22 protein-coding genes and 1 pseudogene are annotated in these 22,431 nt (G+C 68.3%); 9 read left to right on the top strand and 14 right to left on the bottom strand.

Annotation, left to right across the window (positions count from 1 at the left end; all coding sequences use genetic code 11):
* Positions 1–298 (bottom strand): annotated as a pseudogene (locus tag Q8M82_RS22065) (ABC transporter permease); the annotation flags it as partial.
* Positions 299–314: 16 nt separating this feature from the next.
* The gene (locus Q8M82_RS22060) at positions 315–1,280 is read right to left on the bottom strand and encodes an aliphatic sulfonate ABC transporter substrate-binding protein (RefSeq protein ID WP_305693444.1); all 966 of its coding nucleotides are present in this window, start codon (positions 1,278–1,280) and stop codon (positions 315–317) included.
* Positions 1,281–1,632: 352 nt separating this feature from the next.
* Between Q8M82_RS22060 and Q8M82_RS22055 the strand changes: the two genes are divergently transcribed.
* From Q8M82_RS22055 to Q8M82_RS22045, 3 genes are all read left to right on the top strand, one after another.
* Positions 1,633–4,377 (top strand): [protein-PII] uridylyltransferase, encoded by a 2,745-nt coding sequence (locus Q8M82_RS22055; RefSeq protein ID WP_305693446.1) that lies wholly within the window; start codon positions 1,633–1,635, stop codon positions 4,375–4,377.
* Between the two features lie 92 nt (positions 4,378–4,469).
* A complete protein-coding gene (grpE, locus tag Q8M82_RS22050) occupies positions 4,470–5,069 on the top strand; it encodes a nucleotide exchange factor GrpE (RefSeq protein ID WP_305693443.1) in 600 nt (199 codons plus the stop codon).
* A gap of 4 nt (positions 5,070–5,073) precedes the next feature.
* Complete coding sequence (locus Q8M82_RS22045; RefSeq protein WP_305693442.1) at positions 5,074–5,697, top strand: trimeric intracellular cation channel family protein; 624 nt, start codon at positions 5,074–5,076, stop codon at positions 5,695–5,697.
* Here Q8M82_RS22045 and Q8M82_RS22040 read toward each other — a convergent pair.
* The 3 genes from Q8M82_RS22040 to Q8M82_RS22030 form a co-directional block, all read right to left on the bottom strand.
* On the bottom strand, positions 5,694–6,329 hold the full coding sequence (locus tag Q8M82_RS22040) for an alpha-ketoglutarate-dependent dioxygenase AlkB family protein (protein ID WP_305693441.1): 636 nt from the start codon (positions 6,327–6,329) through the stop codon (positions 5,694–5,696). The genes Q8M82_RS22045 and Q8M82_RS22040 overlap by 4 nt on opposite strands.
* 12 nt (positions 6,330–6,341) lie before the next feature.
* Positions 6,342–7,148 carry a 4-hydroxy-tetrahydrodipicolinate reductase gene (gene dapB, locus Q8M82_RS22035; protein ID WP_305693445.1) on the bottom strand — a complete coding sequence of 269 codons (807 nt, stop codon included), beginning with the start codon at positions 7,146–7,148 and terminating at the stop codon, positions 6,342–6,344.
* Between the two features lie 177 nt (positions 7,149–7,325).
* On the bottom strand, positions 7,326–8,318 hold the full coding sequence (locus tag Q8M82_RS22030) for a Tim44 domain-containing protein (RefSeq protein ID WP_305693440.1): 993 nt from the start codon (positions 8,316–8,318) through the stop codon (positions 7,326–7,328).
* 510 nt (positions 8,319–8,828) lie between these two features.
* Between Q8M82_RS22030 and Q8M82_RS22025 the strand changes: the two genes are divergently transcribed.
* Positions 8,829–9,098, top strand: a complete 270-nt coding sequence (locus Q8M82_RS22025) for a hypothetical protein (RefSeq protein ID WP_305693439.1) — start codon at positions 8,829–8,831, stop codon at positions 9,096–9,098.
* Between the two features lie 113 nt (positions 9,099–9,211).
* Here the strand turns inward: Q8M82_RS22025 and Q8M82_RS22020 are convergent, their stop codons facing one another.
* Both Q8M82_RS22020 and Q8M82_RS22015 read right to left on the bottom strand, forming a co-directional pair.
* Positions 9,212–10,453: an amidase gene (locus Q8M82_RS22020; RefSeq protein ID WP_305693438.1), complete on the bottom strand. Its 1,242-nt coding sequence runs from the start codon at positions 10,451–10,453 to the stop codon at positions 9,212–9,214.
* 1 nt (position 10,454) lies between these two features.
* Positions 10,455–10,682: a DUF2798 domain-containing protein gene (locus Q8M82_RS22015; RefSeq protein ID WP_305693437.1), complete on the bottom strand. Its 228-nt coding sequence runs from the start codon at positions 10,680–10,682 to the stop codon at positions 10,455–10,457.
* Positions 10,683–11,016: 334 nt separating this feature from the next.
* On the opposite strand from Q8M82_RS22015, the gene Q8M82_RS22010 reads away from it, so the two are divergent.
* Positions 11,017–12,153 carry an extensin-like domain-containing protein gene (locus tag Q8M82_RS22010; protein WP_305693436.1) on the top strand — a complete coding sequence of 379 codons (1,137 nt, stop codon included), beginning with the start codon at positions 11,017–11,019 and terminating at the stop codon, positions 12,151–12,153.
* 10 nt (positions 12,154–12,163) lie between these two features.
* On the opposite strand, the gene mepA is transcribed toward Q8M82_RS22010, so the two are convergent.
* Positions 12,164–13,114, bottom strand: coding sequence for a penicillin-insensitive murein endopeptidase (gene mepA / locus Q8M82_RS22005; RefSeq protein ID WP_305693435.1), 951 nt, complete (start codon positions 13,112–13,114; stop codon positions 12,164–12,166).
* 141 nt (positions 13,115–13,255) lie between these two features.
* Between mepA and Q8M82_RS22000 the strand changes: the two genes are divergently transcribed.
* Both Q8M82_RS22000 and Q8M82_RS21995 read left to right on the top strand, forming a co-directional pair.
* Positions 13,256–14,242 (top strand): Bug family tripartite tricarboxylate transporter substrate binding protein, encoded by a 987-nt coding sequence (locus Q8M82_RS22000; protein ID WP_305693434.1) that lies wholly within the window; start codon positions 13,256–13,258, stop codon positions 14,240–14,242.
* A 103-nt stretch (positions 14,243–14,345) separates the two neighbouring features.
* Positions 14,346–14,519: a DUF3309 family protein gene (locus Q8M82_RS21995; RefSeq protein WP_305693433.1), complete on the top strand. Its 174-nt coding sequence runs from the start codon at positions 14,346–14,348 to the stop codon at positions 14,517–14,519.
* A 22-nt stretch (positions 14,520–14,541) separates the two neighbouring features.
* Here Q8M82_RS21995 and lhpI read toward each other — a convergent pair whose 3' ends face one another.
* The 6 genes from lhpI to rpsA form a co-directional block, all read right to left on the bottom strand.
* Positions 14,542–15,492, bottom strand: coding sequence for a bifunctional Delta(1)-pyrroline-2-carboxylate/Delta(1)-piperideine-2-carboxylate reductase (lhpI, locus tag Q8M82_RS21990; protein WP_305693432.1), 951 nt, complete (start codon positions 15,490–15,492; stop codon positions 14,542–14,544).
* Complete coding sequence (locus tag Q8M82_RS21985; protein ID WP_305693431.1) at positions 15,492–15,830, bottom strand: LapA family protein; 339 nt, start codon at positions 15,828–15,830, stop codon at positions 15,492–15,494. Before Q8M82_RS21985 ends, lhpI begins: the two co-directional genes overlap by 1 nt.
* 163 nt (positions 15,831–15,993) lie before the next feature.
* The gene (gene ihfB / locus Q8M82_RS21980; protein WP_305693430.1) at positions 15,994–16,278 is read right to left on the bottom strand and encodes an integration host factor subunit beta; all 285 of its coding nucleotides are present in this window, start codon (positions 16,276–16,278) and stop codon (positions 15,994–15,996) included.
* 28 nt (positions 16,279–16,306) lie between these two features.
* Complete coding sequence (gene sppA / locus Q8M82_RS21975) at positions 16,307–17,275, bottom strand: signal peptide peptidase SppA (protein WP_305693429.1); 969 nt, start codon at positions 17,273–17,275, stop codon at positions 16,307–16,309.
* 120 nt (positions 17,276–17,395) lie between these two features.
* Positions 17,396–18,685 (bottom strand): Hsp70 family protein, encoded by a 1,290-nt coding sequence (locus tag Q8M82_RS21970; protein ID WP_305693428.1) that lies wholly within the window; start codon positions 18,683–18,685, stop codon positions 17,396–17,398.
* 244 nt (positions 18,686–18,929) lie between these two features.
* Complete coding sequence (gene rpsA / locus Q8M82_RS21965; RefSeq protein WP_305693427.1) at positions 18,930–20,633, bottom strand: 30S ribosomal protein S1; 1,704 nt, start codon at positions 20,631–20,633, stop codon at positions 18,930–18,932.
* A 422-nt stretch (positions 20,634–21,055) separates the two neighbouring features.
* On the opposite strand from rpsA, the gene Q8M82_RS21960 reads away from it, so the two are divergent.
* Together Q8M82_RS21960 and Q8M82_RS21955 are read left to right on the top strand one after the other, a co-directional pair.
* Complete coding sequence (locus Q8M82_RS21960; RefSeq protein WP_305693426.1) at positions 21,056–21,721, top strand: sulfite oxidase-like oxidoreductase; 666 nt, start codon at positions 21,056–21,058, stop codon at positions 21,719–21,721.
* A gap of 89 nt (positions 21,722–21,810) precedes the next feature.
* Positions 21,811–22,368, top strand: a complete 558-nt coding sequence (locus Q8M82_RS21955) for a LemA family protein (protein WP_298280562.1) — start codon at positions 21,811–21,813, stop codon at positions 22,366–22,368.
* Positions 22,369–22,431: the final 63 nt, after the last annotated feature.

The raw sequence follows: 22,431 nt of genomic DNA, 5'->3' as shown, positions 1-22,431 counted from the left end.
CGAGCAATGTGCCCGCCGCAGCGCCGAGAGCAAACCCGGCAGCGACCCGCCAGAGCGTCGCCATCGCGTGCGTCAGGAGTTCGCCGGAGACGGCCAGCGACCAGAGCGTGGCGCCGACCACGCTCGGCGGCGGCATCAGCCGGCCATTGGCGAAGCCCGACCTGACAGCGATCTCCCACAATACGGCCAGCACGACCGGCAGCGCAAAACCCGCCAGCGCCACGCCCGCCCGGCGTGGCCGTGGACGAGCGGGGCCGCCCTGCTCATCCGCAGCCGTCGCGATGCCGAGCGCGCTCATCCCTGCCGCGACGGCGTCAGTTGGTCACGGCGAAGCTGCGGTCGAGCAGGTCGTCGACCACGGCCTTCACATTGGTGGTGGCCGGCAGCACGCCCGCCTCCTGCAGCGCCAGCCCGGCGGCGACGATCGTGTCCGCCTGGGCCTGGCCGATGGTCGAATGGGTCAGTTCCGTGCGGGTGAGCTGGCGCTCGATGACGGCGTCCGACAGCTTGGTGTAGGCGACCAGGGTCTTCTTCAGCTCGGCCGGATTGGCGAGCGCATAGGCGCGCGCCTGCTCATAGGCCGCCAGCACCTTGCGCACGAGGGCCGGATTGTCCTTAGCGAAGGCCTCCCGGACATTGAGAACGCCCCAGGTGTTGTCGGCGGCCTTGCGGTGGAACAGCTTCGCCCCGCTCTCCACCTCTGCGGCGGCCATCAGCGGGTCGAGACCAGCCCAGGCATCGACGTCGCCGCGCTCGAGCGCGAGGCGCCCGTCGGCATGCTGCAGGAGGACGAGCCTGACGTCCTTCTCGGTCAGCTTGGCCTCGGCCAGTGCGCGGACGAGGAAGATGTGCGGGTCGGTGCCGCGGGTGACCGCGACGCGCTTGCCCTTGAGGTCGGCGACCTTGGTGATCTCACTCTTGGCGCCGGTGACGAGCGCGGTCCATTCCGGCCGCGAATAGACATAGATCGACTTGATCGGGTTGCCGTTGATCTTGCCGATCAGCGCGGCGGCGCCGGCCGTCGAGCCGAAGTCGAGCGAGCCGGCGTTGAGGAACTCCAGCGCCTTGTTGGAGCCGGCCGACTGGACCCAGCGCACGGTGATGCCGTCGGCGGCCAGCGCCTTCTCGAGAATGCCGCTGTCCTTCAGGACGAGGCTGACCGGGTTGTAGGTCGCGAAGTCGACGCGGATTTCCTTGGGCGCCTGGGCGACGGCCTGTCCGGCAGAGAGAACGAGCGAGGCGGCGAGGCCAGCCAGGGCGGAGCGGCGGGAAATGGTCATTCGTGGTCCCTTTCGATGCGCGAAGGGATCGAGCGACAGGTTGGCGCCCATGCCCCACGCTTTAGCTGCACTTGTTTCGCGCCCGCAAGCTGGTGGCTCAAATCGGCGCGTATCCGCCTTGTAGGTCCATTCGTTCTGTATGTCAAACAGCGCGCTCAGGAATGTTAAATTCACATTTACACATTTTATGCATGTATATTTTTAGCCGCTTCGCGAATCCGCCTCTCATGCTAACCAGCCAGCACGGCCTCTGGGCCGGCCATCACAGCAAGCGGGGTCAGGGCTGGTGCCATCCGTCGCCGATCAGCCGGTGCTCGAACTCAACGCCGTTCTCGCCAGCCCCCGCCGTGCCATGGCCGAACTGCTGGTGCGCGCTGCAGCCGCTTCTCAGGATACCGCTCGCCCCCTGCTCGTAGCCGCCCTCCGGCATGTCCTTGACCAAGGCCTCGATTCCGCGCGGGATCTGCTCAAACGCCCACGCCATGGCCTGATCTGCGCCCAGCATCTCTCGGCGGTGATGGATGGAATCATCGGCTGCCTGCATGTCGCCGCGACCGAGCTGTTCTATCCGGCGCTCAACCCGTCCCAGTCGGAGCGCATCGCCGTCGTCGCCGTCGGCGGCTATGGGCGCGGTACGTTGGCGCCGGGCTCGGATGTCGACCTGCTCTTCCTATTTCCGCACAAGCAGACGGCCTGGGGCGAGAGCGTGGTCGAGGCGGTGCTCTATCCGCTGTGGGACCTCAAGCTGAAGGTCGGCCATTCGGTTCGCTCGGTCGATGACTGCGTGCGCGAGGCGCGCGCCGACATGACGATCCGGACAGCGCTGCTCGAAGCGCGCTTCGTGGCCGGCGATGTGCTGCTCTTCCACGACATGGTTCGCCGCTTCGGCGCGGAGGTCGTCGAAGGGACGGCGCCGGCCTTTACCGAGGCCAAGCTGCAGGAACGCGAGACCCGCGTCCGCCGGGCCGGCAGCTCGCGCTATCTCGTCGAGCCCAACGTCAAAGACGGCAAGGGCGGCCTGCGCGATCTCAACACGCTGTTCTGGATCGCCAAATACGCCTATCGCGTCAACGACGTGCGTGAGCTGGTGGCGGCCGGGCTGTTCGACCGCAAGGAACTGCTGATGTTCCAGCGCTCGGAGGAGTTCCTGTGGCGCGTGCGCTGCTGGATGCATTTCATCACCGGCCGGGCCGAGGAGCGGCTGTCCTTCGATCTCCAGCGCCAGGTCGCGGCGGCGATCGGCTATGCCGGGCGCAGCGGCCAGGCGCCGGTCGAGCGCTTCATGAAGGCCTATTTCCTCGTCGCCAAGGACGTCGGCGACCTCACCGCGATCGTCTGCGCCGCGCTCGAGGCCCGCCAGCAGAAGCCGCGCGCCTCGCTCTCGCGCCTGCTCGGGTCCTTCGCCAAGCGCAAGCGCGTGAGGGCGCTGGGCCATCCCGACTTCACGCTGAAGAGCCAGCGGCTCAACGTCGTCGATCCCGACGCCTTCCGGCGCGACCCTGTCAATCTGCTGCGGCTCTACGAGATCGCCAGCCGCGACGATCTGGCGATTCATCCCGACGCCAGCCGGCTGGTGACGCAGTCGCTGCGGCTGGTGACGCCGCAACTGCGCAACGACCCCGACGCCAACCGCATCTTCCTGGAGATCCTGACGGCTCGCCGCTCGCCCGAGGCTGTGCTGCGGCGGATGAACGAGTCCGGATTGCTCGGCAGGTTCGTGCCGGATTTCGGGCGCGTCGTCGCGATGATGCAGTTCAACATGTATCATCACTACACCGTCGACGAGCATCTGATCCGCAGCATCGGCGTTCTCGCCGAGATCGATGCGGGCGTGCTCGAATCCGAGCATCCCCTCGCCAACGGCATCATGCCGACGATCACCAACCGGCGCGCGCTCTACGTCGCCCTGTTCCTGCACGACGTCGCAAAGGGGCGCATCGAGGACCACTCGGTGGCCGGCGCCCGCATCGCCCGCAAGCTCGGGCCGCGGCTCGGCCTGACCGAGGGCCAGACCGAGACCGCCGCCTGGCTCGTCGAGCACCATCTCGACATGTCGACGGTGGCGCAGAGCCGCGATCTCGGCGACCCCAAGACGATCGAGAGCTTCGCGGCGACCGTGCAGACGCTGGAGCGGCTGAAACTGCTGCTCGTGCTGACCGTGGCCGACATCAAGGCCGTCGGCCCTGGCGTCTGGAACGGCTGGAAGGGCCAGCTCCTGCGCACGCTCTATTACGAGACCGAGATCATGCTCGCCGGCGGGCACTCCGCGATCGAGCGCAAGGCGCGTGTCGAGAAGAAGCAGGACGCGCTGAAGGAGCGGCTCTCGGATTGGAACGATGGCGCACGCGACGCCTATCTCGCCCGACACTACCCGGCCTACTGGATCAAGACCGATGTCGGGCGGCAGGAGAAACATGCCCGCTTCATGGCCCGCGCCGAGGCCGAGGGGCGCACCACGGCGACCTTGGTCGAGACCGACCAGTTCCGCGGCGTGACCGAGCTCACCATCCTGGCCCCCGACCATCCGCGGCTGCTCGCCATCGTCACCGGCGCCTGCGCGGCCTCGGGCGGCAATATCGTCGATGCGCAGATCTTCACCACCACCGACGGGCTGGTGCTCGACACGATCTCGGTCTCGCGCGCCTTCGACCGCGACGACGACGAGTTGCGCCGGGCAGAGCGGATCGCGGCCGCGATCGAGCGGGCGCTGAAGGGCGAGATCAAGATCGCCGATCTCGTCGCGCAGCGCCGGGCCCCGCCGCCCCGCGGCCAGACCTTCCAGGTGCCGCCGGAGGTGATCATCGACAATGTGCTCTCGGCCCGGCACACGGTTCTGGAGATCGCGGGCCTCGACCGACCGGGCCTGCTCTACGACCTGACCACCGCGATCGGCAAACTGAACCTCAACATCGCCTCCGCCCATATCGCGACCTTCGGCGAGAAGGCGGTCGACGTGTTCTACGTCACCGACCTGACCAATGCGAAAATCGTCTCCACCGCCCGGCAGCTCACCATCCGCAAGGCGCTGCTGGACGTGTTCGGCCCCGAGGCGGAGAAGACGCCTGCAGCGCGGACACGGACGCCGGCCCGTGCTTGATTTAAGCTCCGACAAGCCCGATATCGGCCACGAACGCCGCCGGCACGCGCTTTCCCGCCGGCAGCCATGATTTGCGAGAGTTGGATCACGCCATGACGCAGAACCCTGCGGACAACCCGAACGCCGAGCCGACCGACGCGTCGTCGGTGCAGACGCCGGAAGAGATCATCCAGGCGAATTTCGCGAAGATCGAGGCCGAGCGCGACGACCTCAAGGACAAGCTGCTGCGCACGCTGGCGGACATGGAAAACCTGCGCCGCCGCACCGAGCGCGAGATCGCCGACGCAAAGGCCTATGCGGTGACGAGCTTCGCCCGCGACATGCTGGGCGCGGCCGACAATCTGCGGCGAGCCCAGGAAAGCCTGCCGGACGCGGCGCGTTCCACGGACGAGCCGGCGCTCAAGGCGCTGATCGAGGGCGTCGACCTGACCGAGCGCGACCTGCTCAAGACGCTGGAGCGCCATGGCGTGCGCAAGATCGAACCGCTGGGCGAGAAGTTCGACCCCAATATGCATCAGGCGATGTTCGAGGCGCCCGATGCCGAGATCGCCAAGGGTCTGGTCTCCAAGGTCGTCCAGTCCGGCTACAAGATCGGCGAGCGCGTGCTTCGGCCGGCGCTCGTGGGGGTGTCGGCCGGCGCGCCGAAGCCGCAGGCGGCCGAGGGCGGCGACCCCACCCCGACCGCCCACTGACCCCGTGATCGAGGCCGTCGGCGTCGCCGTCTTCGCGCTGACCGGCGCCTTGGTCGCCGCCCGCAAGGGCATGGACCCGTTCGGGTTCATCCTGCTCGCCACCGTCACCGGCGTCGGCGGCGGCACCCTGCGGGATCTGCTACTGGGCCGGCCCGTGGCCTGGGTCGAGGCGCCGCTGAGCGTCATCCTCTGCACAGCCGTTGCGCTTGCGGCCTGGGCCATCGCCTATCTCCGTCCGGGCCGCATGGACGATTGGAGCGCCAAGCGCCTGCTCATCTGGGCCGACGCGGCCGGGCTCGCGCTTTTCGCCGTCGCCGGCACGCAGAAGGCTCTGGCGGCCGGCGTGCCGCCCCTCTCGGCCGTGGCGCTGGGAGCGGTCACCGCCTCCTTCGGCGGCATCCTGCGCGACATTCTGGCCGGCGACCGCGCCATGGTGCTGTGGAGCCGGGATTTCTATGTCACCGCCGCCGCGGCGGGCGCCGGTGCCACCGCATTGCTGACGACGCTGGGCTTCAGCGCTCCCGTCGTCATGCTCGGTGGGTTGGCGGCGGGATTCGGCCTGCGGGCGGGCTCGATCCTGCTGGGCTGGTCGTTTCCGAACCTGCCGGGATCGGACGCCTCGCGCTAAGCGCCGCTCTCAGCCGGCGGCTTCGTCACGCGGCGCAAGGTCAGGTTGATCCGCCCGCCCTGCGGCAGCAGGGCCGAGGAGCCGGCAAGGATGCGGTCGATGCCGTGATAGGCCAGCCGCGCCTCGCCTCCGAACAGCAGGGCATCGCCCGAGGCCAGCTTCAGCGAGACCGTCTTGCCGCCGCGCTGCGGGCCGCCGATGCGGAAGACCGCGGTGTCGCCGAGCGAGAGTGAGAGCACCGGCGCCTCGAAATCCTGCTCGTCGCGATCCTGATGCAGGCCCATCCGCGCATCGGCCGCATAGAAATTGACGAGGCAGGCCTCGGGCTCGTGCGGGTAGCCGGCGAGTGCGCGCCAGGCCTGCGCCAGCACGCAGGGCATCGGCGGCCAGGGCTCGCCGGTCACGGGATGGAGCGGCTGGTAGCGATAGCCGGTCTCGTCCGAGACCCAGCCGAGCGCGCCACAATTCGTCATGCGGACCGAGAAGGGCTTGCCGCTCTTGGGCATGCGCGGCTGGAAGAAGGGGGCCTGCGCCGCAACCGCGCGCAGATCGGCGACGAGCGCGGCCTGGGCATCGGGCCCGAGATAGCCCGGCCAGTGGACGACGCCGGGCGCGACGACGAGGCGTGTCATCGCATCCGTCCCTCAGAGACCGTCGAGCCCGAGGACATCGGCCATGGAATAGAGCCCCGGCGCCCGCCCCCGGCTCCAGAGAGCGGCCTTGACCGCGCCCTGCGCGAACAGTCCGCGATCCTCCGCGACATGGGCGAGTTCGAGCCGCTCGCCCGCACCCGCGAAGACGACCTTGTGGTCGCCGACCACGGTGCCGCCACGCAAAGTCGCGAAACCGATGGTGCCGGGCATGCGAGCACCGGTGTGGCCATCGCGCACGGCGACGCGCTGCTGCGCGAGATCGACCTCGCGGCCGGCCGCCGCGGCCTCGCCGAGCAGCACCGCGGTCCCCGACGGGGCATCGACCTTCATGCGGTGATGCATCTCGACGATCTCGATGTCCCAATCCGTCCCCAGCGTCGCCGCGACCTTGCGCACCAGCGCGGCGAGCAGGTTGACGCCCAGGCTCATATTGCCGGAGCGGACGATGGCGGTGTCGCGCGCGGCCTCCCCGAGTTTGGTCAGATGCGAGGGCTCGAGCCCGGTGGTGCCGACGATGTGGGCGATGCGGGCCTGCGCCGCCAGTGCCGCGAAGGCGGTGGTCGCCTCCGGCATGGTGAAATCGAGCACGCCATCGGCCCCGGCAAAAGCCGATGCCGCGTCGTCGGTCAGCGGAACGGCATTGGCGGAGAGGCCGGCGAGAAGGCCCGAATCCTGCCCGAGATGCGGCGAGCCGGGACGTTCGATCGCCGCCGAGAGCACGCAGCCCGGCGCATCGTGAACGGCGCGGATTAGCATCCGCCCCATGCGTCCGGCGGCCCCGACGACGACGAGTCGCATATCGGACATGACGGCAGTCTCCAGCGGGCGGGGATCGGTCTAACGGATGCGGGCGCCCTCCCCGCCGGCGCCGCGGGCCCGGCTATAGGACGGATCGGCCCGGCGCGACACCCGAATCCGCGCAACGAAAAACGGCCGGGTCGCCCCGGCCGTTCCAAAGGTTCGATGCAGCGCGCCTCAGGCGGCCGGCTGGATCGCCGAAAGCCTCCAGGCGCCACCACGGGCACGCACGAAAGTCCAGTACTCGGTGACCTCCTGCGGCACGCTGGCGTTGCCGTCGACGACCTTGCCGCTCGCGCGCTCGTAGAGCGCGTTGATCAGGCTGAAGCGCATCGAGACGGTGGCGAACTCGTAGCCGTCCTCGCCCCAAGCCTCCGAGAGGTCGCCCTGCAGGAGCTTCACGTCCGAGACGCGATCGACCAGACCCTTGCGGCCATTGGCCGTGAGGTCGTCGTCGAAATAGCCGAACATTTCCGGCGTCACGCGATCACGCAGGCCCTTCTCGTCCTCGTTCGAATAGGCCTCGTTGATCTCCGAGAGCAGCCGTTCGAAGGCCGCGAAATCATCGCCCGAGAGTTCGACCGGCGTGGTGTGCGAAGCGGAAGCGGCAGCCGCCGTCGCGGCACCGGCACCACCCGCCATGGCACCCATGCTCGCGCCCGGCTGCGGCGACATCGCGCCACGCGCCAGCGGCGCGCCGGCGCCGGCGAGTTGCGGCTCGGAGCGGCGGCGGAAGAAGCGCATCGCCAGCCAGATCGCGCCACCGATCAGTGCGATCTGCAGCAGGAAGCCGAGGATGCCGGCCAGCGAGGCGAGACCGCTGAAGAAGCCCGAGCCCGAGAGCAGGCCGAACAGGCCGGCGCCGAGCAGGCCGGCGCCGACGCCCATCATCAGGTTGCGGGCCATCGAGGGACGCGCGGCCTGGGCCGCGGCGGCGGCACCGGCGGCCGGAGCCGCCTGGCTCGGCGATGGCGTCGCGCTGCGCTGGAAGGGCTGGGCGCCATTGGGCGCGGTGTTGGTACGGGCCGGCGGCGCTTCGGTGCGCGAACCGCGGCTTCCGAAGCCGCCCTTGCCACCCGGCCTGGCCTCGGCCAGCACGGGCACGAGCAAAAGAGCGCCAGCGAGTACGGCGACGACACGACCACGACGGGCGAGCGAAATCAGAGACATGGTTCCTCCCGGAGCCCCCCTTGGGCTCTCTTCCGGCGAATATGGGGCATGCATTCGACTTCTGCAAGATCGCCGCAGAGCGCCTCTCTGCATTGCACAATAAAATGAAACTATAGCTCGTGCTGTGCCGGGGGGCAGTCTCGTGCTACACTGGAACAAGCGCGCATAGATGCGACCTTTCGTTCCTCGGGGGCGAGACATGACAGCGCTCTTTCGAGCCGCGGACGCCACAAGACGCAGGATCCCCGGGCCAACGGGCTTTCTGGGGCGACTTTCAGCCACAGCCCTGCTGCTCCAATTCGCAGCCGTTCCCTTGGCCGGGGCCCAGCCAGCCCTTCCGCTGGACCCGCCACGGCCCGCCCAGGCGCCCGAACCGCTCTGCTTCTGCTGGAACGATGGTCGCAAGATCGCAGAGGGCAGTTCGTCCTGCATTCGGACCACCCAGGGACGGCGGATCGCCTATTGCGGCCGGGTGACGAATCTCATGTCCTGGCAGATCACGGGGGAGCCGTGCCCGGAGAGCTGATCGACCCCGCCGACATCGGGACCTGGGGATCGTCGGCCGATGAGCAACGGGCCGATCAACGAAAACACCGCCGGGAATTCTTCCCGGCGGTGTTTCTGGAACTCATGGTCGAAGCGACTCGAGACGGACGTCGTCAGAACGCTCCCAACACGATCAACATCATGAAAACGAAGGCCGCACCCATGACCAACCGGTCGAGACGAAGCGTGAGGCTCATCACACCCTCCTGTGTCATTGACCTGACACAAGGCTAGCAGAACTGGCGGCGGCCGCAAGGGGGCTAAACCGTGGCGCGACCGCGGCGCAGCCAAGAGTAGTGTTAAGAAGGCATTAAATCATTGATTAGTCTTGGGGATGAAAGCGTTGATCAACCTCGCCCGACCAGCTTTTCAATGCCTTTCGCTGCCGCGATGACCCACTCGTCACGACCAAATCCGGCAATGACCTGGATGCCGGTCGGCAAGCCTCGTCCGCCATGGCCGAATGGCACGGTCGCACAGGGGACGCCGAGGAGGGTCCAGAGGCGGTTGAAGCGGGAATCACCGGTCGAATCGCGGGTCGCCGGTGCCTCACCCGGGGCCGAGTAGGTCACCACGACATCGACCTCGGCGAAGAAGTCCCGGGCCGCATCGCGGCCACGCCGCGAGCGTCGGCGCGCCTCGTCATAGCCCTGCGGCGTCGTTGCGCGGGCCGCATCGAGATAGCTGCGCAGCTTCGGCGGAAGATCGTCGCGGTGACGGGCATATTCCCAGGAGAGGGCCTGGGTCGCCTCGTAATCCTGGAGCGGGCCGTGCGCATCGAATGCGTCCGCAAACGTCGCTGGGCCGTCATGCGGAACGAGCACCGCGCCCGCCGCCACCGCCCTCTCCTCGAAGCGCTGCAGCGCCTCCGCGGCGGCAGGCTCCGGTGCACCGGCATAGGATTGGCGGTGGATGCCGATGCGCAGGCCGCGGAGATCTGCGGCCGGCGCATCGAGATCCCCGCGCCCCGTGATCGCCGCCAGAGCCAGGCCTGCATCGTCCGCGCTCGCAGTCATCAGGCCGAGCGTATCGAGCGACCAAGAGAAGGGCTTGACGCCCACGGTCGGCAACAGGGCGTAGGACGGCTTGATCGCGGCGATGCCGCAATAGGAGGCCGGCCGGATGACCGATCCGCCGGTCTGGGTCCCGATGGCCAGCGGGATCATGCCGGCGGCCACAGCCGCAGCCGAGCCGGCCGAGGACCCGCCGGGGCTGGCCGCGGCGTCATGCGGATTGAAGGTCGGGGCCGGGTCGAGAAAGGCGAAGGCGGTGGTGTGGGTCTTGCCGGCAACCGTCGCGCCCGCGGCCGTGAGCGCCATCACGATCGGCGCGTCGGCCCGCGGGCGCCAGTCGCGATAGATCGACGAGCCCATCTGCGTCGGCAGATCGGCTGTGTCGATGATGTCCTTGACGCCGCAGGCGATGCCCGCGAGCGGGCCTGTGCCGGGCAGGAGCGCCTCGGGCCGGCTGGCGAAGGCCTGGATCCGCGGCTCGCGCTCGGCGATCCGCGCGGCGCTTTCGGCCAGCGTCTCGGCCGGGCCGGCGTCGCCGCGGGCGATGCGGCCCAGAATCTCGCGCAGGCTCTGCATGTCACTCTCCGATGATGCGGGTGATCAGGCCCGTGGCGCGGCGGGCGACGGGAATGGCGATGAAGGCTGTCGCCGCCGCGCAGGGCCAGGCGACGGCGAAGGCCGCCAGCCAGTGGCGGACGAAATCGACGGGCAGGCCGAGATTGAGCCAGGTCACGAGGGCCGTCATCAGGAAAGCCATGATGCCGGCCATCAGAATCGGAAAGATGAAGCGCGCCTTGCCGGTCATCGCCGGATCTCCCTGCCGGAGCGGAATGTCCGCTGTGTCGCATGCGGCCTGGTGATCGCGCCAGTGGCGTCGGGGACATGCGGCACCGCCTCTGCTGCATCCCGAGCCACCCCGCACCGCACCGATCGGCGATGACCGGCCTTCTCCTGAGCCTCGTGATCGCCGGCGGCTTCACGCTGTTGCCGGGCCGGCTGATGCATGCGGTGACCTTCGGACAGACCGGGCCGGCGCGTTAAGCGGGAGTTAACCGCACCTCCAAAGTTAATCCGGCTGTGTCGCGGCGGGCTCACCCGGTTGAGAAACCGTTCACGAAACGGGTCGCAATTGATCGGTCATGCGACGCGTTCACCTCGCCCTCCTCACGCTCGGCCTGCTCGGAACCGGGCTCGCCGGCTGCGGCCAGTTCCAGAAGCCGCAGCGCGCCGCCTGGCGCGACCAGGCCGAAGCCGCCTGCCTGTCGGCACGCCAGGTGCAGCTCTCCTCCTATGTCAGCCTGCGCGGCAAGCCGATCGACGGCCCCGGCACCTGCGGCATGGAAAAGCCGCTCAAAGTCTCCGCATTCGCCAATGGCGGGATCGGGCTGACGAGCAGCGCGACCCTGTCCTGCCCCATCGTCGCGACGACCGACAAGTGGCTGGCCGAGGTCGTGCAGCCGGCCGCCCAGAACCTGCTGGGTGCACAGGTCATCGAGATGCGCGCGGGCTCCTACTCCTGCCGCGCCATGAACAACGGCACCGGCACCCGCCGGACCTCCGAGCATGCCTTCGGCAATGCCGTCGACGTGTTCTCCTTCCGCCTGAACGACGGCCGCACCGTCACGGTGAAGGACGGCTGGCGGGGTGCGCCGGAGGAGCAGAACTTCCTGCGCGAAATTTTCGTCGGCGCCTGCGAGCACTTCTCGACCGTGCTCGGCCCGGGCGCGGACATGTTCCACTACGACCATTTCCACATCGACTTGGCGCGGCATTCGAAGGGCCGCCGCATCTGCAAGCCGGTGATCAAATACACGCCGAACTACAACCTGCCGCCGCCAGACCCGGCCCGGCCCTATTCCTCGGCCCAGCCGAGCCTGCGCGATGCCGCTCCGGCCATGGTCGCAGGAGGGGCCCTGATGCGGCAGCCGAGCGGAGGCCTGCGCCCGCCCGGCGCCGTCTCGTCGAGCGGCTACCCCGTGGCGAACCATCAGGGACAGGGGCTGGAGGCGCAGCGGCGCTTCCTGGAGGAGTACGACGGCCAGCCGCTGAACCAGCCGCGCTATCATCGCCCCGGCGCCGTTCAGGCCCTGCCGAGCGAGCAGCGCGGCCCGCTGATGCTGCCGGGCTCGGTGCCACCGACCGAGGAGGTGATCCTCGGCGACGACGAGGGCACAGGCGTCGTCGACCAGGAAGGCTACGACCAGGCGCAGCCGGCGATCACACCGCAGCGCGACCCGTTCGCCTATAGTTCGGGACGGACGCCACCGCAGCGCTGAAAGGCTGTCGCTAGCGCGAGACCAGCACCTGCCGGCACTCTGCCGGCAGGTCGTCGAGAGACATCGGCGGCTTGGGCTTGGGCGCAGGCCCGGTGCGCGGCGGCTTGGGCGGGGCGAAGATGGCGGCGCGCTGCCGCTCGATCCAGCCGCTGAGTTCCTCGCCGCAGCCGTCACCGAAGTTCGGCGGCTCCTGACCGCTGCAGCTCGCCATGCCCGCGGGGCAGCTCATGCGGATGTGAAAATGGTAGTTGTGGCCCCAGATCGGCCGGACCTTGTTGAGCCATGAGCGGTCGGCCCCCGCCTCGCGGCAGAGCGCGACCTTCAGCGCGGGGTTGACGAAGATGCGCTCCACGCGAGGCTCGCTCGCCGCCGCCTTGATCAGCCGGGTGTGGGACGGGGTCCAGTGCCTCGGATCGACGTCGCGCCAATCAGCCCGGGCCATGTTGACCGCCGGCATGTTCTCGCGTGCCTCGCGATCGAGCCGGGCGCGCGGCATTGGCGTCAGCCAGATGTCGGCGTCGAGCCCGATCTGATGCGAGGCATGGCCGGTCAGCATCGGCCCCCCCCGTGGCTGCGAGATGTCGCCGACCAGGAGCCCCGGCCAGCCGGTGATCCTGGGCACCTCGCGGGCGAGATCCTCGAGATAGTCGATCAGGACAGGGTGGCCCCAGTTGCGGTTGCGGTTCAGCCGCATGACCTGCCAGCTCGGCCCGTCGACCGGCAGCGCGGTCGCGCCCGCGAGGCAGCCGCGCGCATAGGAGCCGATGGCGCGGGCCTGCAGATTGGCGGGGGCCGCCTTCTGGCCGAACAGCGCGCGAGCAGCCTCGGGAAAGGCGGCGATGTTGGCGGCGCGCCGCTTCGCCTCCTCATCGGCCGTGGATTGCGCACCGACGGCCGCAGGAGAAAGCACTGCGGCCAGAGCCAGACCGAGCGCGGCGATTCGACGATTCACCTTGAGCATGAAGCCAGACTCGCCCCGATCCGCGAGCCGGGTCAAGCGATGGACGATTTGCGCATGGACAAGCTGCCTTCGAGGCGGCAGCTTTCCACGAACGAGACGCGGATCGAACGGCCCGCACCGCTTCGGGGGAAGGACCACGCCATGACCATGTTCACGATCGACCGCCGCGCCCTGCTCGGCGGGCTGGGAGCCACCGCTTTGGGCGTTCCGGGGACCAGCTTTTCGCAGACGGCCTGGCCGCAGGGCCGGACCGTGAAGCTCGTCGTGCCGTTCCCGCCCGCCGGTGCGACGGACGTGCTCGGCCGCCTGATCGCCGACAAGCTCGGCCAGAGCTGGGGCATCAACTTCGTCGTCGAGAACCGGGCCGGCGCGGGCGGCAATATTGGCACCGACGCCGTCGCCAAAGCCGAGCCGAACGGCGATACCCTGTTGATCGTCTCCGTCGGCATGGCAACGAACCAATATCTCTATGCCCGGCTCAACTATGACCCGGTCAAGGATCTCGCCCCCATCACCATGGTCGCGCTGGTGCCGAACCTGCTGGTCGTCAACAAGGACCTGCCGGTCAATTCCGTGGCTGAGCTGATCGCCTATGCCAAGGCCAACCCGGGCAAGCTGTCCTACGGCTCCTCCGGCATCGGCACCTCGGTCCATCTGTCGGGCGAATACTTCCAGAAGCTGACGGGCACCAAGATGGTCCATGTGCCCTATCGCGGCACGGCCCAGGCGACGCAGGATCTGATCGGCGGCCGCATCGACCTGATCTTCGACAACATTACCCAGGCGTTGCCGCATGTGCGCGCCGGCTCGATCAAGGGGCTCGCCATCACCACCGCCAAGCGTTCCGCGGCCGCGCCGGAGTTCGCGCCGATCGCCGAGACGGTGCCCGGGTTCGACGTCTCGTCCTGGTTTGCGCTGTTTGCGCCCGCCAGGACGCCGCAGGCGATCATCGACAAGATCCAGGCCGACACCAAGGCAGGGCTGGCCGACCCCGCGCTGCGCGCGCGGATGGCTCAGCTCGCCGCAGAGCCCGTCGGGGGGACGCCGGCCGAGCTGGCAGCCTTCCTGCAGGCCGAAATGAAGAAATGGGGCGATCTGATCAAGGAGGTCGGCGCCAAGGCGGACTGACGCCGCAGCGCTGGCCGAGCGCCACGGAACCCGCCGTGGCGCGCTGACGTTTCCCCGGCAATGCGTCGCGCGCCGTGCCGACGCCTTCCGGAGGTTTCAGCCCATGTCCACGCTCGTCATCGTTCTCCTGATCATCCTGCTCGTCGGCGGTGGCGGCTATTACGGCCACCGCTCCTACGGAACGACCGGGCTCGGCGGCGTGCTCGGCCTGGCGCTCGTCGTCGTGCTCGTGCTCTGGCTGCTCGGCGCGCTCGGCGGGGCCCCGGTTCGCGTCTGACCGGGCCGCACCGCGCGCCGGGTCAGGCCGGTGCGCGGTTCTCCCAGACGGAGACGGCCGCCACGAGATCCTCTAGCGACATGCCGACCGACTTGAAGACCGTGATCTCCCCGCCCTCAGCATGGCCGGGCAGCCGGCCATGGCACAGGTCGGTCAGCGTTCCGGCGACGCGGTCCGCGGCATAGCTGCCCTCGTCGATGCTGATGGCGATGTCGCCGCCCTCGTCGATCGCCTTCTCCGAATCGACCACGACACGGCCTCGCTCCAATGCGTCGGAGTCCGCTTCCCGCATCTGCATGGTGAAGGCGCCGACCAGATCGAGATGGGCATCGCGCTTGAGCCAGCGGCCGTGGATCAGCGGCTGCGTTGCGTTTGTGGCGCAGGAAATGATGTCGGCGGTCCGGGCTTCGCCTTCTAGATCGGTGACAGCCCGCGCCTCGATGCCTTCCGACACGAGTTGCGCTGCAACCGCTTCGGCGGCCTCCGGCCGACGGGCCCAAATTGCGATGTCGGTCAGCGGACGGACGGAACGGTGCGCCTTGACCAGGAACGGCGCGAGGCCGCCGGCGCCCACCATCAGCATCTTGCTCGCCGTCGGATTGGCGAGGTGGCGGGAGGCCAGCGCCGAGGCGGCGGCGGTGCGCCACAAGGTGAGGCGATTGCCGTCCATGACCGCGAGCGGCGCCCCGGTGCGGCCGTCCATCAGCAGATAGGCGCCCATGACGCCCGGAAGGTTTCGCGCCCCATTGCCGAAGAAGACCGAGACGATCTTCGTGCCGATATAGGGTGGCTCCGCCTCCGGCGCGCTCCAGGCCGGCATGATCAGCAGCACCGCTTGCTCGTCCGGACGCTCGATGCGGTGATGCGCTCGCGGCGGGACAACCGCATTGCCGCGGAACGCCTCGGCCAGCGTATCGACTAAACCGGGGAAGCTCAGCGCCGCATCGATCTCGGCGTTTCCGAACAGCCGCATCAGCCGCGCCCGTTGGTCAGAGCCGGCAACGCGGAATCCGGAACCGCGGCCCTGAGCATCTGCGTCTCCGAGCGCAGGGCTTCGGCCTCCCGCCGGTTGCGCCGGGCGGCCTTGCGGTGCTTGCCCTGGGTCAGCCAGGAGGCGAAGCCGCCGACCAGCACACCCGCGGCCAGCGCGACCAGGACGACCACAAAGAGCGGCACATCGAGCGCGAAGACCGGCACGTCACGGCTGACCGGATCAAAAGACACGCGCACCGGCGCGCGGTTGGCGACGGCGAAGAGCACGACCACCAGTGCGATCGGCACGAGCAGAAGGGCCTTGAAGACGGTTTTCATCGCTGTTCCTCCGCGAGATCGCTGATCGGGGGCTATCGGCAGGGTCGTCCGCCCGAGGCTGAGCCCAACGGCTGCGCCCCATCACGCGCCGCTGGCGGTCGATGTCGCCTCGCCGGCCCCGACATTTCGGCGCCGGCTACGCCCGAGGCGCCCCGGCCGCCGATCACGCCTTTCCGTTCAAGCGAAGCCGCAATTCCTTGCCGGTCTTGAAGACGGGGACGAACTTCTCCTCGACCTCGACCGCGTCGCCCGTACGCGGATTGCGTCCGACGCGGGCCGAGCGGGCCTTGCGTGAGAAGGCACCGAAGCCGCGAAGCTCGACCCGGTCCCCCCGCGACAACGCATTGACGATCTCGTCTAGGATGGCGGTGACGATGTTCTCGATGTCGCGCTGATACAGATGACCATTGCGCTCGGCGATGCGTTGGACGAGTTCTGATTTGATCATCGCTGCAATCTAACCGCTTGTATCAACGTCACTTTTCGACTGCAGGCTGCCAGAGCGCCAGAGGCGCGTCAAGCCGCAAACCGAGCGGCTGGTCCGCGGCGCGGGCCAACACGGCGGCCAGCGTGTCCAGCCCGGCGGCGCGGGCCATGGCTTCGCCCATGCTCCAGAGGCCGAGCGAGGAGGATTCGCTGGCGCGGCGCCAGTCCCGCACGCGCAGCCCCTTCGCGACGCCCTTGTCGCGCTCGAGCCAGGCGATCGCCTCCGGCTCGCCACCAATCTCGTCCACGAGCTTGAGCGCGGCCGCCTGGCGGCCGGTATGGACGCGCCCGTCGGAGACCAGAGCAACCTCCGGCTCGGCCAGCCTGCGGCGCTCGCGGACCGTCCGCTTGAACCAGTCGTAATTGTCGTCGACCACGCGCTGGAGCGCCGCTCGCGCCTCGGGCGACGTCGGCTCGAAGCCGCTCGGCGCGGCCTTGAGCGGGCTGGACCTGATCGATTCGACCTTGACGCCGACGGTATCGAGCAACTGAGCGACGTTCGGGAGCTGGAACAGCACGCCGATCGAGCCGACGAGCGAGGTCTGGCGTGCGACGATCCGATCCGAGCCGATGGCGGCGATATAGCCGCCCGACGCGGCCAGACCGTCGACCACGGCGACCATCGGCTTTTTCGCGGCGAGCCGGCGCAGGGCGTCATAGAGCGCTTCCGAGCCGCTCACCGTGCCGCCGGGGCTGTCGATGCGGACGATGACCGCCGCAGCGCGGCTTTCCTCGAGCGACTTGACGAGGTCGAGCGTCCGGCGATCGCCCGAGATGAAGCCCGAGATCGTGACACGGGCGATATGAGCCTGCGAGATCGAACCGGGGGTGCGCCCGGTCCAGGCCAAGCCGGCGACCACCGCCGCGCCGATGACCCCGACGACGGCGAGCAGGCGCCACAGCGTCACCTTGCGGCGCAGATTGCGACGGTCGGCGAGCAGGTCGGCATCGGACGACATCAAGGCGCTCCTGTCGGTTGGCGCGGTCTGGCAGCCGCATGGAAAAGATGGCGAGGGCGCCGCGCTCGGCGCCCGTGATGTAGCCCTGCACCGTCAGCGGGGCAAGGTGACGCGCACCGATCAGGCCACGACAGCGTCGCGCGCCCGATCGAGCGCCAGCAAAGCAAGTCCGCTGGCGACCGAGCGGAAAGCATCGCCGACATGGATGCGATGAGCGCCAAAACGCCGGTCGAAGAGCGCACGCACGGCCGGCACATGCGAGGTACCGCCAGTCATGAAGACGGCCTCGATCGCCCCGGCTGCGACATCGGCCTCAGTCAGCGCCCGGTCGAGCGCAGATTCGATGGCCGCGACATCCGGCGCGATCCAGCTCTCGAAGTCGGCGCGGGTAATGCGGCGCTCGATGGCGATGCCGGTCTGCTCGAAGCGCAGGACCGTTTCGTCGGCGCTCGACAGCGCGATCTTGGCTGCCGAGACGGCGCGGTAGAGTTCGTAGCCGAGATCGTATTCGATGACGGTGAGAAGGTCCTCGAGCTTGTCCGGCTCGACGGCCTCGCGGATCAGGGCCCTGAGTTCGGCCATGGTCTCGCGGCTCTTCATCAGCGAGAGGCGGTGCCATTGCGCGAAGGCGGCATGGTAATGCGCCGGGATCGGCAGCAGCTTGCCGAAGGAACGGTACTGCGTGCCCTTGCCGAGGCGGGGGGAAACCGCATGCTCGATGATGCGGTAGTCGAAGGTGTCGCCGGCAACGCCGACACCCGCGTGGGAGAGCGGGATCGCCTCCAGCCGGCCCGCCTTGCCGGGCTCGAAGCGCATCACCGAGAAGTCGCTGGTCCCGCCGCCGAAATCGGCGACGAGCATGGTCTGCGGCTGCTTCAGTTCGCGGGCGTACCAATAGGCGGCGCCGAGCGGCTCATAGGCGAAATCGACTTGGCTCATGCCGGCCCCGGCATAGGAGGCCTTCAGCCGGCCGAGCGCCAGTTCCTCGTCGGGGCGCTCGCCGGCGAAGACGACCGGCCGCCCGGACACCAGCGGCCTCGAAGCCAGCCCGTCGAGCCCTGCGACGAGGTCGGCGAGGAAGACGCCGATCAGATCCTCGAGCCGGAAAAGCTTGCCGAAGAGCCGCGTCTCCTGAAAGGCACGGCTCGACAGATGCGTCTTGAGCGACTGCAGGAAGCGGTGCTCGGTGGTCATGCCCAGCGCCATGTCGAGGACGTCGGGCCCGCTGACATGGGCGATGCGCGTCGCGGGCGGGCGCCCCTCGCGCCAGAACATCAGCGCCGAGCGATAGGCATCGACGGCGCCCTGCTTCGTCGCGAAGGAGCGCGTCGTGACGCTCCCGTCGGCGCCGGCGAGCGCGACGACGCTGTTGGTCGTGCCGAAGTCGATGCCGATGGCGGCGGGGGTCATGAAGGCTTCCTATCTCACGTGCCCGATCAGGGTGTCATTCCGGGGCTTCGCGTCAGCGAAGAACCCGGAACCCACGACAGGGCGAGCGTGTCCCAGACACGGCGATCAGCACGCACCCCGTCGTGGGTTCCGGGTTCGGCCCTGCGGGCCGCCCCGGAATGACAAGGTGGTCCGAAACAAAAGCCCGCGCGGATTTCTCCGCGCGGGCTGGTCGAGACATCCGGCCGCTTGCGCGGCCGAACGATCACTTCTTATCGGTCGTCGCCTTCTTGAGGGCGGCACCCAGGATGTCGCCGAGCGAGGCGCCGGAGTCGGCGGAGCCGTACTGCGCCATCGCCTCTTTCTCCTCGGCCATTTCCAGAGCCTTGATCGAGACCTGGATCTTGCGGGCCTTCTTGTCGAAGAGCACGACGCGGGCGTCGACCTTCTCGCCGGCGGCGAAGCGCTCGGGGCGCTGCTCCTGGCGATCGCGAGCGATCTCGGCGCGCTTGATGAAAGTGGTCATGTCGGTGCCGGCGATCTTGACGTCGAGACCGCCTTCCTTGACCTCGATCACCTCACAGGTGACGACCTGGCCCTTCTTGAACTCGCCGGCATCCACGAACGGATCGCCGCCGAGCTGCTTCAGGCCGAGCGAGATGCGCTCCTTCTCGACGTCCACATCGAGGACGACAGCCTGCAGCATGTCGCCCTTCTTGTATTCCTCGATGACCTGCTCGCCCGGACGGTTCCAGTCGAGATCGGAGAGGTGGATCATGCCGTCGATGTCGCCTTCGAGACCCAGGAACAGGCCGAACTCGGTCTTGTTCTTGACCTCGCCCTCGACAGTCGAACCGGCCGGGTGCGTCTCGGCGTAGACTTCCCACGGATTGCGCAGGGTCTGCTTGAGACCCAGCGAAATGCGGCGCTTGACCTGATCGACCTCGAGGATCGCGACGTCGACTTCCTGCGAGGTCGAGACGATCTTGCCGGGGTGGACGTTCTTCTTGGTCCAGGACATCTCGGAGACGTGGATGAGGCCCTCAATGCCCGGTTCCACTTCGACGAACGCGCCGTAGTCCGTGATGTTGGTGACGCGACCCTTGAGACGCGCGCCGACCGGGTAACGCGCCGCGATGCCATCCCACGGGTCGGCCAGCAGCTGCTTGATGCCGAGCGAGATGCGGTGCGTGTCCTGGTTGATCTTGATGATCTTGACCTTGACCGTCTGGCCGATGGTCACGACCTCGGACGGGTGGTTGACGCGACGCCAGGCCATGTCGGTGACATGGAGCAGGCCGTCGATGCCGCCGAGGTCAACGAACGCACCGTATTCGGTGATGTTCTTGACGACGCCGTCGATAACCTGGCCCTCTTCGAGCGAGGCGACCAGCTCGGAACGAGCCTCGGCGCGGGTCTCTTCGAGGACGGTGCGGCGCGACACGACGATGTTGCCGCGGCGGCGATCCATCTTGAGGATCTCGAAGGGCTGCGGCTGGCCCATCAGCGGGCCGACGTCGCGGATCGGACGGATGTCGACCTGCGAACGCGGCAGGAAGGCCACGGCGCCGTCGAGATCGACGGTGTAGCCGCCCTTGACGGTGTTGAAGATGACGCCCGAGACCTTCTCGCGAGCCTCGAAGGCCTTCTCGAGCTTGACCCAGCTCTCCTCGCGACGCGCCTTGTCGCGCGAGATCACGGCCTCGCCGAGCGCGTTCTCGATCCGGTCCAGATAGACCTCGACCTCGTCGCCGACCTTGATGTCCTGGTCACGGCCGGGGCCGTTGAATTCCTTGAGCGCGACACGCCCTTCCGTCTTCAGGCCGACGTCGATGATCGCCATATCCTTCTCGATGGCGACGACCTTGCCCTTGATGACGGAACCTTCGAGGGCTTCGTTCTGACCGAAGGATTCCTCGAGAAGGGCGGCGAAATCCTCGCGGCCCGAAAAGCTTTCTACGGCTGACATGCATTCTCCTGACGCCGGCCGCGTCTCCCGCGGATGTCCGGCAAGCGCCCATTTGGGTTGGTGTTGCAGGCCGGATGTTCCCGTCGGCGCCTCATCAGAGGCTGGCCGCCATGCCCGCGCTCGAAGCGCTGGGCAGGGCGAACGGCGCAAGGCCGCCGGTTCTGCATCCGCATCCAAACGATCCGCCCCAAACACGAAACGGGAGCCGGCCGCAAAGGCCGCCCCCGGCTGTGATCGATCACGGCCCTTCGGACAGGCGCGATGTAGTGGAAATGGGACGGAAGGGCAAGGGCGAAGGCCTACCTCCCCCATGCCGCCCGTTGTGCGAGGAGACGATACGGCTCCTCACCATGGGCTCGCCGGGTCGGACTGATCATGCCAGAACAGGCGGTGATCCCTCGCATCTCCGCGGAGAGACATCCGTGACCGACGATCCCGATACCCCCGCCGATACCAAGCTCACCCGCACCAAGCAGGCCTGGGCTCGCTCGGCCAAATTCCTGACCGGGCGCATCGCCCGCCCGGACAATGAGCGACTGCCGCCGGGCCAGCACCTGGTCAAGGACTGGCCGGTGCTGGATCTCGGCCTGCAGCCCGAGATCGCCGTCTCGAGCTGGTCGCTCGATATCGACGGGCTGGTCGAGCGTCCCCTGCATTGGCGCTGGGATGAGTTCATGGCGCAGGAGCAATCGACCGACGTATCGGATATTCACTGCGTCACCACCTGGTCGCGCTACGACAATCGCTGGGAAGGCGTCGCCACCCGCACGATCCTCGATCTCGCGCACCCCAAGGCGGAGGCCGGCTTCGTCGTGCTGTACAGCCATGACGGCTATACCACCAATCTGACACTGGCGGATTTCGCCAGCGAGGACGCGATCCTCGCCCATTCCTGGGAGGGGCGCCCGCTCACCGCTGAGCATGGCGGGCCTCTGCGGCTCGTCCTGCCGAAGCTCTATTTCTGGAAGAGCGCGAAATGGCTCAAGCGGATCGAATTCACGTCTGAGAACCGCCCCGGTTTCTGGGAGGTGCGCGGCTATCACGATCGTGGCGATCCTTGGCGCGAGGAACGCTACAGCGACGATTGAGCCGGCGGCTGGCTCCTGCCCGCTTCCCCGCCGCCGGCCTTCGTGCCACGCTGGCGCGGCGCTTTGCGCCAGAGCTTGAGGAGCACGCCATGGGCTGGGTTGTCTTGGGGCTGATCGCCGCGATCGCCGTCTACCTGATCATGACCTATAACGGCCTCGTGGCGATGCGGCAGCGCGTCAACCAGGCCTTCGCCGACATCGACGTTCAACTGAAGCAGCGTCACGACCTGATCCCCAATCTCGTCGAGACGGTGAAGGGCTATGCGACGCATGAGAAGACGACGCTGGATGCGGTGATCGCGGCGCGCAACGCCGCCCAGGGTGCGTCCAGTGTTCATGACAAGGCGGCAGCAGAGCAGCAACTATCCGGTGCGGTCGGGCGGCTGCTGGCACTGGGCGAGGCCTATCCCGACCTCAAGGCGAGCGCCAATTTCCAGCAGCTCCAGGTCGATCTCGGCAATGTCGAGGACAAGCTCGCCGCGGCGCGGCGCTTCTTCAACAACGCCGTCAGCGAGTTCAATGCCGCAATCCAGGCTTTTCCCGCGGTGCTGTTCGCGCCGCAGATGGGTTTCAGCCAGCGCGAATTCTTCGATGTCGGCGAAACCACGCGCGCGCAGATCGAAGTCGCGCCGAGCGTGAAGTTCTGACCGGCCGCCACCGGCGGCGACCGGGGCGGCGGCGATGCTGGGTCAGGCCTTCGGGCTCTACAG

The organism is Allobosea sp. (assembly GCF_030694325.1).
GTDB lineage: Bacteria > Pseudomonadota > Alphaproteobacteria > Rhizobiales > Beijerinckiaceae > Allobosea.
Note: the sequence above shows the minus strand (reverse complement) of the source record. Positions and strands in the feature narration are given on the sequence as shown.